This window comes from Sorangium sp. So ce693 (genome assembly GCF_051521375.1).
Taxonomy (GTDB): Bacteria; Myxococcota_A; Polyangia; order Polyangiales; family Polyangiaceae; genus Sorangium; species Sorangium atrum.
Window position 1 is genome coordinate 7,880,082 of record NZ_CP150347.1, and the last position, 11,965, is coordinate 7,892,046.

Below are 11,965 nucleotides of genomic sequence, written 5' to 3' on the forward strand. Positions count from 1 at the left end.
CGCAAGCACGCGGCGGTAGAGTACCGAGATGCGACAAACCTATTGGACCGGCCTGGCGGCGTGCGCCGCCCTGAGCACGGCGCTTGGCTGCAACGCGATCTGGGGGATCCCCGACGGGGAAGCCGGCGGCGATCCCGCGGCCAGCAGCGCAGGGAGCTCAGGGGGCGCAGGGGCCACCGCGGGCGCCGGGGCCGGCGGGGGCGGCGCGGCCGGCGGGCCCCTTGCGGAGTGCCCGAGCGAGCCGTTCACGGGGCGCGCGCCGGGCGCGTGCCAGGCCGCCGACGGCGACCACGATTACCTCTCCGATCGGGAGAATTGCTGTGTTCCCGGCAGGAGCTGCCTCGGCGGCGCCTGCAAGCAGGGCAGGTGTCTGCCGGTCGTCCTCACCACGACCAACGACGAGGAGCACGAAGCGATCGGCCTCGTGGTGGAAGGGGACGGGGACGATGGGCGCGTGCTCTGGGCGAGCGGCTATGGGAACACGATCTTCGCGACCGAGAAGGCGGCTTCCGGCTCGACCGAGCCGCTGGTGGTGCTCGACTCGCTCGCGACCCTGCTCGCGCGCACGGAGGGCTCGCTGCTCATCACCGACGAGACCGAGCCGGACGTGTACCGGATGCCGCTCACGGGGAACGTCACCGTCTCGACGGCCGCCAGCGCCCAGGGAGCGGCGGGCTACCGGCGGCCCGTGGCCGGCGGCGGCTGGGTCTACTGGATCACCGGAATGATCGAGGACCCCGAGCAGGATCCCGACGCGCGCGAGGTCCCGAAGCGCATCTGGGCGGCGCGGGCCGACGCGACCGCTCAGACAGGCCTCTCCGTCTTCGACCGGGACACGTACGTCGGAGGCCTCGCGCTGGACGCCACCCATCTCTACTGGACCGAGCTGGAGCCCGGCGGGACGCACAGCGCCGTTCGGCGGATGGCGCTCGGGGAGCCCGGCCAGACCGAGATCGTCGCGTCGATCCCCATCCACGACGGCGATCTCCCCGGAGACATCGCTGTCGGCGACCGGATCTTCTGGATCAGCGGCTACGCCATCCACGCCGCGAACAAGGACGGCACCGACGCAGGGACGCTCGTGGCGACGGACTTCCCCACGCGCCTGCTGGCGGACTCCACCTTTGTCTACTGGTACAGCCGCGAGGGGCAGCTCCAGCGGGTGCGCACCTCGGGCGGCGCGCCAGAGCCGCTCGCCGACAGCGCGGACATCCGGGATCTCGCCCAGGACTGCGGCGCCCTCTACTGGACGACCTGGGCCACCGAGGAGCAGCCGGCGTCGGTGATCAAGCTGGCCAAGTGAGCTGCGCCCCGATCGCGCTCCCGGCGAATTTGCTACGATGGTTTTGCCACGATGTGACGAAAGACCCCGTAGCCGCGCCGCGCACCATCCTCTCGCCGACGCGCGCCACGCGAAGCTCCTCAACGGCCTAAGGATCCCACGTACGCAGAACCATGCCCTCGGCCGCCGCGCGCGTCGGGGCACACTCCTTGCTAAGTTCAAATTACCAATAACGAATAACGACCGCTACCACCGATTCGGCTCGCTCCGAAGCGCTCGCGCCGGTCGACGCGACGGGATCACCAGCTCTCCATCCCCCGCCGATCACCCCCAGCCCAGCGCGCTCTCCACGGCAGAGGTGGCGATATCGCCCCTCGAACGGCGTGGAGCGCGCTGAGGCGCATCGAGTCATCACGATCGAGAACGGAACGCACACCCTTCGATGGGGCGGCCTTGCTTTCCTTGCGCCTGCCGCGCGCAGGCGCGCGTGGCGCTGGTTCACATGCATCTGGCTCGCGTCGTTCGCCAGAGCGAGAGAGGCACCATGACCCGTAACAGCGTGATTCCAGAGCTCGTCGCCGGCCGCTACAGGATGGAGCGACGGATCTCGGCAGGCGGCATGGGGACGATCTGGCATGCTCAGGATCTCGCCCTGGAGCGCCCGGTAGCCCTGAAGTTGATGCTGGACACCTATGCCTCGGACGCAGGCGCGCGCGAGCGGTTCGCGCGCGAGGCGAGGGCGGCGGCTCGGCTCGGCACGGAGACGGACTATGTCGTACGGATCCTGGATTTCGGCGTCGACGCCGCGACGCCGTACATCGTGATGGAGCTGCTGAACGGGGAAGATCTCGAAGCGCGGCTCGTGCGGCGCGGGACGCTGTCCGTTCAGGAGGTCGCCGCGTTCCTTCCTCAGATCGCCTGTGCGCTGCGGAAGGCGCACGCGATCAGGCTCGTGCACCGGGACATCAAGCCGGCGAACATCTTCATCTCCTCCCAGGATGAGGAGGAGAGGATCAAGCTCCTGGATCTCGGCATCGTGAAGGAGCTCGGGCCGGGGGCGATCTCCACGTCCGGCAAGATCCTCGGCACGCTCTGGTACATGAGCCCGGAGCAGCTCGACGGCAAGCCGCTGGATCACCGCACCGATCTCTGGTCGCTCGGCCTCGTGATCTACCGAGCGCTCACGGGGCGGCTCCCCTTGCCGAACGAGGCGATGGGGTGGCGAGCCGCCGAGCAGTCACAGAGCAGCTCGGCCCGGTGATCCCCGGACGGCGTACGCCGGGTGCTCGCTCGTCAGCGCGAGGAAGCCCCTCGATCGCCGAGGCCCGCTCCGCCCCCCTCGGCGGTCACTGCGCCACGACGCCGAGCTGCTGGAACAGCGTCAGGTTGTCCTCGATGTGCCAGTTGTCGGTGATGCGACCGTCCTGCACGCGCAGGATGTCTGTGGCGATGAAGTCCACGGCCTGCCCGGCGCCCTTCCTGTCGCCGAAGGCGCCGGTGAAGCGGCCCCGGAAGCGCAGGTGCGCCACCACGCGATCGCCGGCGACGATCAGCTGCTCCACCTCGCAGCTCAGGTCCGGCACCGCGGCGCGGAAGCTCGTCGACGCGAACGCCGGGCCCTCGGGGCCCTGCGGGCGCCCCTTGGGCAAGGTGCGGTCGGTGAACGTCGGCGCGATCGCCGCGTCGAGGTAGCGCGGCTCGCCGGTGCTCCAGAACGCGTAAAAGCGGCGCGCCGCGAGGATCTCCGCGTCCGCCTGGGCCCTGGGCAGGCTCGCGTCGATGACCATCGACCGCGGCGCGGGCAGGTCCTCCGCGCCGGCGCCCTGCACGTAGCAGGCGCTCGCGGCGGCGAAGAGCGAGAGGGAGAGGGCGCTTATCGACAAGGGCTTTCTCATGACGTGTCTCCTTCGAACGGCGATCTCGGGCGGCCGGTCGGCGCGCACGAGCCGACCGGTGGCGCCGCCGGCACGGCGGGGCGCAGCGCCGAGCGCGACGGGCCCCAGGCCCGCCCCGGCGCGGCGACAGGGACACCTTGATCCTTTCCCCTGCGAAGGAGAACGACCGCATCGACCGAACCAGCTTTTCGATAAAGTTGAAGATGCTCGCCGGCGCGCCTACCCTTCCGGGGTTCGCCGAGGTGCGCGCGATGGTCGAGCTCGAGGACATGCAGCTGTTCGTGTGCGCCGTCTCGAGCGGCAGCCTGTCGGCGGCGGGGCGCGAGCTCGGGTTCTCACCGGCGGTGGCGAGCAAGCGCATGACGCGGCTGGAGGCGGCGCTCGGCGTGCGCCTGTTACAGCGCAGCTCGCGGCGGCTCACGCTCACGGGCGAGGGCGCGACCTACCACGAGCGCTGCATGGCCATCCTCGCCGACGTGAGCGAGGCCGAGCTCGCGGTGACCGCCGGAAAGGCCGAGGCGCGCGGCCTCCTGCACGTGGCGGCGCCGGTGGATCTCGGCCGCCAGTGGGTGGGGCCGGCCGCGGCCGACTTCGCGGCGGCGCACCCGCGGCTCAGCGTGCGCGTCAGCCTGTCGGACCGCGTGGTGGACCTGTTCGAGGCCGGCGTCGACGCGGCCGTGCGCATCGGCGCGCTGGCCGACTCCCGCCTCGTCTCGCGCCGGCTGGCCCGGAGCCGCCGCGTGGTCTGCGGCGCGCCGGCCTACCTCTCGCGGCGCGGGCGGCCGCGCACGATCGCAGACCTGGCCGAGCACGAGTGCATCGTGCTGCAGCGCCCGGGCATGCGCGCCCTCTCGTGGACCTTCCGCACCGAGCAGGGGCTCCACACCGTCCGGCCCTCGGGGCGGCTCGTGGCCGACAGCGGCGACCTGGTGCGCGACTGGGCCGTGGCCGGCCATGGCCTCGCCTTCAAGTCGATCTGGGACGTCGCCGCCGACATCGACGCCGGGCGCCTCGTCCCGCTGCTCACCGACCTGCCCGCGCCGGGCTCGGCCGTGAACGTCATCTACCCGAGCCGGCGCTTCCTGCCCGCGAGGGCTCGGCTGTTCGTCGACTTCCTCCAGCGGCGCTTCGCCGCGCACGAGGCCGCGGTGCTGGCCGCGTCGACGCCGCGCGCGGAGCCGCCTTCACCGCCGCCATCGCCTCGCGGCAAGCGGCGCGCCTGAGGAGCCGCCCCGCGGCGCGCGAGGCGGGGCCGCTGCCGGGACGAGCGGCGCGCCTCAGGCGTCGGCCTGAGGCCCCGCGTCGATCGCCGACAGGAACTGCTCTCTCTCCTCGTCCGTCGGGCGCCGGCCCGAGAGGTAGCGCCGCTGGTGCGCGCGGGCCGCCGCCAGCGACGCCTGATTCAGGACCGTTATCGGCACCTTGGGCGCATACAGGCTCGTCACCTCGATCAGCGTCGTGCCGTCCGAGCCCGGCGAGAAGCGGTAAGTCCCGAGCCCCCTCGTCCACAGCACGTTCTCCTCGAACGCATCGACGACGATGACGAAGACCTCGGGCGAGACGCGCTCTGCAGAGAAGCGCGACGTCTGCGTGAAGTGACCGACGCCCGGGAGAGGCACGCTCATCCGGACGACGAAGCGCGGCTCACGGTACGATCCCGACTGCATCTCGCACGCGGTCCCGGGGAAGAGCTCCCGCGCGCAGCCATGCTGATCCCACCACACGGCGGCGGCGTCGAGCGGGTCGATGTTCCCGATATCGATGACGAACCGGACCCCGCGCATGCCTCGCGCCTCGTCGTGGACGCTCTCGGCGTGCGCGATCTCCGTGTCTTCTTGCTGCCACATGGTCGTCTCCTCGCCCCGCCGAGCGAGCATAAGTGAAGCTCCGTTGCGCATCAAGGAAGCGGCCCTTCACGCTGATCCGCGCCGCCGCCACATCACGACGAGGCCTCCGGCGCGGCGCGCAACGCCTGTCGCGCGCTCGGCGGCGCCGCCGCCGCGCCGGCTCATGACGGCGCGACTCAGGCAGAACCCTACGACGCGTTCAGCCCTGGGGCGTGGACGGCTCACGGAGCGCGTTGCTACCCTCCCCGTCGCCATGAACTACCGCAATCTCGGACGCACTGGCCTGAAGGTCAGCCCCCTGTGCCTCGGCACGATGAACTTCGGCCCGGAGACCAGCGAGCCCGACAGCTTCGCCATCATGGACCGGGCGCTCGGGCACGGGATCAACTTCTTCGACACAGCCAACGTCTACGGCCGGAAGCGCGGAGAGGGGATCACCGAGCAGATCGTCGGGCGCTGGCTCGCCCAGGGCGATGGGCGCCGGGACCGCATCGTGCTCGCCACGAAGGTCTACGGCCTCATGGGCGAAGGGCCCAACGACAGGAGGCTCTCGGCCTATCACATCCGGCGGGCCTGCGAGGCGAGCCTGCGCCGCCTGCAGACAGACCATATCGACCTCTACCAGATGCACCACATCGACCGCGAGACGCCCTGGGACGAGATCTGGCAGGCGATGGAGCAGCTCGTCCGCGAGGGGAAGGTCCTCTATGTCGGCAGCAGCAACTTCGCCGGATGGCAGATCGCGCACGCGAACGGCCTCGCCGCGCAGCGGCACTTCCTCGGCCTCGTCTCGGAGCAGAGCCTGTACAACCTCGACGCGCGCACCGTCGAGCTGGAGGTCCTGCCCGCGTGCCGCGCGCTCGGCCTCGCCGTGATGCCCTGGAGCCCGCTCGCCGGCGGGCTGCTCGGCGGCGCCCTCCAGAAGGCGCGCGAGGGCCGGCGCTCCTCCGCCGACGCGCTGGCGCGCATCGAGAAGAACCGCGCCAAGCTGGAGGCGTACGAGGCGTTCTGCGCCGAGATCGGAGAGAGGCCCGCCGACGTGGCCGTGGCCTGGCTGCTCCGGAACCCCGTCGTGACGTCGCCCATCCTCGGCCCGCGCACAGTCGAGCAGCTCGACGGGAGCCTGCGCGCCATCGAGATCACGCTGACGCCGGAGCACCTCGGGCGGCTCGACGCGATGTTCCCCGGCCCCGGCGGCGAGGCGCCGGAGGCCTACGCCTGGTAGCGCCGCCCGCGCCACACTGCGCGGCGCTCGCCTGCACCCGGGCGCCACGCCTGCGCCATCCTCATGAATCGCGCCGCGGGACGGGTCGATTTCGATTCCATGGCGTCGCGCGGGTGGCCTACGCTCAGAGATCTGGAGACGCGTCAAGAGACGCTCGCGCACAAGGGGACGGATATGGGCCGATGGCGGTATGAGCGAGGGCTGCAGGACATCGGCAATGGCTGCTTTGCCTATCTCCAGCCGGCCGGGACCTGGGGCCTCAGCAACGCGGGGCTCGTCACGTCGGACGGCGAGGCCCTGCTCGTCGACACGCTCTTCGACCTGAAGCGCACGCGCGAGATGCTCGACGCCATGCGCGCGGCGGCCCCCGCCGCGGCGCGGATAGGCACCGTCGTGAACACCCACGCGAACGGCGACCATTGCTACGGCAACGCGCTCGTCGAGGGCGCGACCATCATCGCGACGCGCGCCGGCGCCGCCGAGATGGACGAGATCCCCGCGCCGATGCTGGCCACGCTGATGCGACAGGCGCGCAGCGGCGCCGCCGGCGCGCTGGGCGAGTACCTCGTCCATTGCTTCGGCGCCTTCGACTTCGACGGAATCGCCCCGACGCCGCCGACCCGGGTGTTCGACGGGGAGCTGACCATTGCGGTCGGGGGCAAGGAGGTCCGCCTCATCGAGGTGGGCCCCTCGCACACGAAGGGCGATCTGCTCGTGCACGTGCCGTCGGACCGGGTGATCTACACGGGAGACGTCCTCTTCATCGACGTGACGCCGATCCTGTGGGCAGGGCCCGTCGGCAACTGGCTCAAGGCCTGCGACATCCTGCTCGCGGCCGACGTCGACGTCATCGTGCCGGGACACGGCCCCATCACGGATCGCGCGGGCGTGCGCGCGGTCCGCGACTATCTCGTGTACATCCGCGACGAGGCCAGGCGCCGCTACGACGCCGGCATGCCCCCGGCGGACGCCGCCCGCGACATCGCGCTCGCCGACTACGCGAGCTGGGGCGACGCCGAGCGCATCGTCGTCAACGTGCACACGCTCTACAGCGAGTTCAGCGGCGGGAAGCTCCCCTTGCCGGGCCCTATCGCGCTCTTCGGCCTCATGGCCGAGCTCGCGCGTCGGCCGCGTTGAGCGATCCAGGAGAAGGTCGCGATCATCATGAGTCTGCCGTCGCGAGCAGCGAAGTTAAGCTAAGCGAAGACCACGCCCGTCGTCGTCCCTGGCAGCAGGCGATCCTCGGCGCCTCGGCCGCGCACAGAGGGGCGCCGCCCGCCGCCATGGACACAGAGTTTCCCCTGAGGACGATTCCCGGTCAAGCGAGGTCACGGGCTCGCTAGGACAGCCAATGTCCTTGCCATCGCATGTGCATCTCGCCCCCTGTCGGGGCGCCGATCACCCTTTCAGGCCGGTGCGAGCGACACCCTCGATCACGTACCGCTGGGCCGCGATGAACACGGCGAGGATCGGGACGCTCGCGACCACCGCGCCCGCCGCAACGAGGGCGTAGTCGGTGGAGTGAGCCGCCTGCAGCAGCGCGAGGCCGGGCGACAGCGTGAGCTTCTCGGGGTTGAACAGCACGTAGATGGGCCAGAGGAAGTCGTTCCAGTTGCTCAGCACGCTGAGCACGGCCAGCGTGGCCAGGGCCGGCTTCGACAGAGGCAAAACAATTTTCCAGAGCACTTGGAGCCGGGTGGCGCCGTCGAGCGCCGCCGCCTCCTCGAGCTCTCGCGGGAAACCGAGGAAGAACTGGCGCAGGAAGAGGACGCCGAACGCCGAAGCGGCCGGCGGCACGACGAGCGCCGGGAGGCTGTCGAGCCAGCCGAGGGACCTGACGATGAGATAATTCGCAGGCAGGAACAGGATCGGCGGGACGAACAGCGTGGCGAGGACCGCGGCGAGCACGAGCCGCTTGCCGCGGAACTCCATGCGCGCGAGCGCGTACGCCGCCGGGGCCGCCGTGGCCAGCACGAGCAGCGCGTGCGCCACGGCGGAAAGGACGCTGTTCAGGAGCCAGCGGAGCACCGGCGCCTGGGAGCCCGAGCGCGCGAGCGCCTCGTAGCTCTCGACGGTCACCCGCGCGGGCAGGAGCGTGGGCGGCATCGCCGTCGCCTCGTACGGCGACTTGAGCGACGTGAGCGCCATCCAGATCACCGGGGCGAGGTAGATCACGGCGAGGAGGATCAGCGCAGCATACGAGAGCGCTCTCCAGACCTGCAGGCGGCGGACGGGGCAGCTCCCCTGGACCCGCGGGAGCCTCATCGAGCCTCCTCGTCGCCGCCCCGGCCGAAGAACAGGAGGACCATGCCGAGGTTCACGAGCGCGAGGAGCAAGGCATGGACGTAGCTCATGGCCGCCGCGGCGCCGAGCCGGAAGCTCCGGAACCCCTCCTCGGCGATGTACATGATGACAGTGCGGGTCTCGCTCCCAGGTCCGCCCCCGGTGACCAGGTAGGCCTGTCCGAACATGTTGGCCGACCCGAGGACGGTCATCATCACGACGAACATGACCACCGGCCTGAGCCCAGGCAGGGTGACGTGGCGGAACAGCTGCCAGCGGGTCGCGCCGTCGATGCGGGCAGCGTCGTAGAGCTCCCGGTGGATGTTCTGCAGCCCGGCCAGGTAGATCACGGTGTTGTATCCGAGCGTCCACCAGACCGTCATGCCCACCAGAGAGACCCACACCCAGGGGACCGCCGTGGTCCATCCCGTGCCGGCGGGCAATCCCACCTTCCCCAGCAGGTGGTTGATGACGCCGACGTGGGGGTCGAGCAACAGGCGCCACACGAGGGCCACGACCGCCACGCCGAGCACGTAAGGCGCGAAGAACAGGGCCCGGAAGAGCGATCGCCCGGGAAAGCTCCGGTCGAGCGCGAGGGCGAGGAGCAGCGGGAGCGTCACAAGGACAGGCACGCTCAGCGCCGTGAAGAGGGCTGTGGCCCGCAGCGCGCGCCAGAAGTTGCCTCGGCTCGGCGAGCCGGACCGGAACAGGTCAGCATAGTTGTCGAGCCCGACCCACGGACTCGACGGCAGGAACGGGTCCCAGTCGTGAAGGCTTATCCACACCCCGAGGGCGATCGGCGCCAGCACGAAGAGGCCGAACAGCGCGAGGTACGGCGTGAGGAACAGGTACGGCGCCCACCAGCGCGCGCGCGCGGGGCCGCGACCCCGGAGCTGCCCGACGCCGGGGGCGCTCTGCGCGCCGCCGTCCACCTCCGCCTGGCCGGGCTCCACGAGGGGTACGTCGACCGCGCTCACAGGGCCCTCGCGAACTTCCTCAGGTTGGCCGCGAGCAGCGCGTCGGCCTCGCGGGCCGCGCGGCGCAGGGCCGCCCTCGGCGTGGCCCGCAGCAGCACGGCCTCGTTCACCGCGAGATCGAGCGTGGACGCCCGCACCGCGTCGATCCCGGCGATCGCCGGCGGAAAGCGGACCACCGGGAGCTGCTCGGCGAAGATCGCCTGCTCGGTCATGCGCTGGAACGCGGCGCTCTCCCGCGCCTCGCGCCGGGCGGGCACCATGCCGGCCTCCGCCCACTCGAGGGAGTGCCTGCTGAGCCAGTCGAGGAAGACCACCGAGGCCTGCAGCCGGCGCTCGCCGGCCGAGGGCTGGCGCGCGAGCACGAGGTGATGCGCGTTGGCCCAGACCGCCCGCTGCGCGCCGATGGTGGGCACCGGCGCGACGCCCCACTTGAGCCCGGGGGTCGCCCTGTAGATGTTGATCATCCAGATGCCGTTCCAGATGAAGGCGTTCCGGTCGTTGGTGAAGGCGATGCTGTCGGCGTCCTGGCCGACGTCGCGCGGGCTGTAGCCCCGCTGGATCAGCTCGAGCATGAAGCCCAGCGCCTCGACGCCTGCCTCGGCGTCGAACGTGGCCCGGGCGCCGTCCTCCGAGAACAGCTGTCCGCCGTCCTGCCACAGGAGCGACTGGAACATCAGCCCTCCGGTGAACAGGGCTGGCGACACCCACGATCCCTGGACCCCCCTTTGCTTCAGCTGCTCGAGGATCGCCAGGTAGTCGGGCCGCGAGCGCGGCAGCGCGGCGTCGCCGAGGCCGGCGCCGGCCAGAACGGCGCGGTTGTAGTAGAGGCCGAGGGGGTGGACATCGAGGGGAACGCCGTAACGGCGGCCCCGGAAGACGCCCGCGCTCCAGAGCGTGTCGGAGAAATCGCCTGCGCCGAGGCCGAGCGCCTCGGTCACCTCGTCGAGCGGAAGGATGGTGCGGTGGACCGCCGCCGTGGCCAGCTGATCGGCGTGCATGACGGCCACGTCGGGGCCATGGCCGCTGTCGACCGCGGCCGGCATCTTTTGATAGAAGTCGCCCCACCGGGTCACGCTCATCCGCACGGTGATGTTGTCGTGCTCGCGGTTGAACCGCTCGATGAGCCGCTCCATCGGCAGCCGATCGCCCCCGGTGAAGCCTGTCCAGAACGCGAGATCGACGGCCGGGCCCGCGTATCCCCTGCTGCCGCCGGCGGCGATCGCGGCCTGATCGCGCACGTCGACCGGCTCGCCGCGACAGCCGAGCAGCAACAGCCCCGCTGCCGCCCCCGCGCCCGCGAGGAGCTCGCGACGGCCCGGCGGCCGCCCAGGCCCTCCTCGCGTCTCCGGTGCTCGCGCCCTCTGCATTTGCCCTCTGTTCCTGCGATCCCCGCAGAGGGCTCGCTTCCGGCCTGTCGCGCGCGACCGAGCCGAGCCGTGGCTCAACCCCGGGTCCCCCGGCTGCCGCGGCGATTTGCACCGACGTCATCCGCCGTCCAGCGGATTATTCCCGGAGAGCAGCGGAGACCACGCGATCATCCCTTGATGCTCTAATCTTCTGTTTTTCGAGGGCAGATTTCATCCCGGTTCATCGCCGAAGACAGGAAGGTTGCCAGCAGGACATGATGGCTGCCGGGCGGCCTCCTGTTGCGCCTATGGCGCCCCCGGCGCGGCGGGGCCGCGGCGGAGAGCGCCGCCGGCCTTCGCGCCGAGCACAACGACGTCGACGATGGACTCCAGGGCGCCGGCGTCGACGGGCCCGCGCAGGCGGAACAGGCGGTTCGTCACGACGCCTCGGATCATCTCCACCAGGAGGTCGAGATCGGTGCCCGGCGGCAGCTCGCCGCGCGCGACGCCGCGCTCGAGCACCTCCCGCCACGGGGCGAGGCGCTCCTCGCGGAGCGCGCGGGCGAGCGCCTCGACCTCCGGCACGTGCAGCTCGGCCAGGAGCATGCGGTAGATGCCCTGCCCCTCGGGCGTCGAGGCCACGGCGACGAAGCGCCGCACGAGCTCGAGCAAGTCGAGCCGCAGCGCGCCGGTGTCCGGCGGCGCCTGGCGGCCGTCGGAGAACGAGCGCAGCGTCGCCTTGACGAGCTCGGCCTTGGTCGGCCAGCGGCGGTAGATCGTCGTCTTGTTCACGCCCGCCCGCGCCGCGACGTCCTCCACCCGGAGCGCCGCATAGCCCGCGCGCGCGATCTCCGCGGCGGCCGCGTGCATCACCGCCCGCACCACGCGCTCGCTGCGGCCCCCGTGCCGCGCGCCGTGCACACCGGTCCGACGGCGCCCCACCGCGGGGGCGGGCTCAGCCGAGGGCGGCTCTCTCAGGGTGGGCGACATGGCGCTCCGCATCTCGAGGGCGCTCCATGGAACCACGACCGCACAAGTCGGTGGGCGCCGGAGGCCTCGCTCCGACTATGGCAACAAACAGTTGTCTTTGGTAGCCCCCGTGGTACCACT

At 71.3% G+C, this 11,965-nt stretch carries 11 protein-coding genes; 5 read left to right on the forward strand and 6 right to left on the reverse strand.

The features are described from left to right. Window positions 1-28: 28 nt before the first annotated feature. On the forward strand, window positions 29-1,303 hold the full coding sequence (locus WMF14_RS29255) for a hypothetical protein (RefSeq protein ID WP_437791296.1): 1,275 nt from the start codon (window positions 29-31) through the stop codon (window positions 1,301-1,303). A gap of 523 nt (window positions 1,304-1,826) precedes the next feature. Next, window positions 1,827-2,543: a serine/threonine-protein kinase gene (locus tag WMF14_RS29260; RefSeq protein WP_437791299.1), complete on the forward strand. Its 717-nt coding sequence runs from the start codon at window positions 1,827-1,829 to the stop codon at window positions 2,541-2,543. An 85-nt stretch (window positions 2,544-2,628) separates the two neighbouring features. Here WMF14_RS29260 and WMF14_RS29265 read toward each other — a convergent pair whose 3' ends face one another. Then, a complete protein-coding gene (locus WMF14_RS29265; RefSeq protein ID WP_272094192.1) occupies window positions 2,629-3,177 on the reverse strand; it encodes an ester cyclase in 549 nt (182 codons plus the stop codon). Between the two features lie 203 nt (window positions 3,178-3,380). Between WMF14_RS29265 and WMF14_RS29270 the strand changes: the two genes are divergently transcribed. Further along, the gene (locus WMF14_RS29270; RefSeq protein ID WP_437804319.1) at window positions 3,381-4,400 is read left to right on the forward strand and encodes a LysR family transcriptional regulator; all 1,020 of its coding nucleotides are present in this window, start codon (window positions 3,381-3,383) and stop codon (window positions 4,398-4,400) included. A 54-nt stretch (window positions 4,401-4,454) separates the two neighbouring features. Here the strand turns inward: WMF14_RS29270 and WMF14_RS29275 are convergent, their stop codons facing one another. After that, entirely contained in the window at window positions 4,455-5,024 is a 570-nt protein-coding gene (locus WMF14_RS29275) for a hypothetical protein (RefSeq protein WP_437791302.1), read from the reverse strand. Between the two features lie 253 nt (window positions 5,025-5,277). On the opposite strand from WMF14_RS29275, the gene WMF14_RS29280 reads away from it, so the two are divergent. Together WMF14_RS29280 and WMF14_RS29285 are read left to right on the forward strand one after the other, a co-directional pair. After that, a complete protein-coding gene (locus WMF14_RS29280) occupies window positions 5,278-6,249 on the forward strand; it encodes an aldo/keto reductase (protein WP_437791304.1) in 972 nt (323 codons plus the stop codon). 174 nt (window positions 6,250-6,423) lie between these two features. Further along, window positions 6,424-7,386 carry an MBL fold metallo-hydrolase gene (locus WMF14_RS29285; protein ID WP_437791307.1) on the forward strand — a complete coding sequence of 321 codons (963 nt, stop codon included), beginning with the start codon at window positions 6,424-6,426 and terminating at the stop codon, window positions 7,384-7,386. Between the two features lie 261 nt (window positions 7,387-7,647). Here the strand turns inward: WMF14_RS29285 and WMF14_RS29290 are convergent, their stop codons facing one another. The 4 genes from WMF14_RS29290 to WMF14_RS29305 all read right to left on the reverse strand — a co-directional run bounded on the left by WMF14_RS29290 (window position 7,648) and on the right by WMF14_RS29305 (window position 11,845). Further along, window positions 7,648-8,514 (reverse strand): carbohydrate ABC transporter permease, encoded by an 867-nt coding sequence (locus WMF14_RS29290; protein WP_272094196.1) that lies wholly within the window; start codon window positions 8,512-8,514, stop codon window positions 7,648-7,650. Then, window positions 8,511-9,509: a carbohydrate ABC transporter permease gene (locus WMF14_RS29295; protein WP_437791311.1), complete on the reverse strand. Its 999-nt coding sequence runs from the start codon at window positions 9,507-9,509 to the stop codon at window positions 8,511-8,513. Before WMF14_RS29295 ends, WMF14_RS29290 begins: the two co-directional genes overlap by 4 nt. Beyond that, complete coding sequence (locus WMF14_RS29300; RefSeq protein ID WP_437791313.1) at window positions 9,506-10,876, reverse strand: ABC transporter substrate-binding protein; 1,371 nt, start codon at window positions 10,874-10,876, stop codon at window positions 9,506-9,508. Before WMF14_RS29300 ends, WMF14_RS29295 begins: the two co-directional genes overlap by 4 nt. 285 nt (window positions 10,877-11,161) lie before the next feature. After that, complete coding sequence (locus WMF14_RS29305; RefSeq protein ID WP_272094199.1) at window positions 11,162-11,845, reverse strand: TetR/AcrR family transcriptional regulator; 684 nt, start codon at window positions 11,843-11,845, stop codon at window positions 11,162-11,164. Window positions 11,846-11,965: the final 120 nt, after the last annotated feature.

Bases quoted from the DNA above. Each gene is read 5' to 3' on its own strand.
- WMF14_RS29255 (WP_437791296.1), top strand. From the start codon at position 29: ATGCGACAAACCTATTGGACCGGCCTGGCGGCGTGCGCCGCCCTGAGC.
- WMF14_RS29260 (WP_437791299.1), top strand. From the start codon at position 1,827: ATGACCCGTAACAGCGTGATTCCAGAGCTCGTCGCCGGCCGCTACAGG.
- WMF14_RS29265 (WP_272094192.1), bottom strand. From the start codon at position 3,177: ATGAGAAAGCCCTTGTCGATAAGCGCCCTCTCCCTCTCGCTCTTCGCC.
- WMF14_RS29270 (WP_437804319.1), top strand. From the start codon at position 3,381: ATGCTCGCCGGCGCGCCTACCCTTCCGGGGTTCGCCGAGGTGCGCGCG.
- WMF14_RS29275 (WP_437791302.1), bottom strand. From the start codon at position 5,024: ATGTGGCAGCAAGAAGACACGGAGATCGCGCACGCCGAGAGCGTCCAC.
- WMF14_RS29280 (WP_437791304.1), top strand. From the start codon at position 5,278: ATGAACTACCGCAATCTCGGACGCACTGGCCTGAAGGTCAGCCCCCTG.
- WMF14_RS29285 (WP_437791307.1), top strand. From the start codon at position 6,424: ATGGGCCGATGGCGGTATGAGCGAGGGCTGCAGGACATCGGCAATGGC.
- WMF14_RS29290 (WP_272094196.1), bottom strand. From the start codon at position 8,514: ATGAGGCTCCCGCGGGTCCAGGGGAGCTGCCCCGTCCGCCGCCTGCAG.
- WMF14_RS29300 (WP_437791313.1), bottom strand. From the start codon at position 10,876: ATGCAGAGGGCGCGAGCACCGGAGACGCGAGGAGGGCCTGGGCGGCCG.
- WMF14_RS29305 (WP_272094199.1), bottom strand. From the start codon at position 11,845: ATGTCGCCCACCCTGAGAGAGCCGCCCTCGGCTGAGCCCGCCCCCGCG.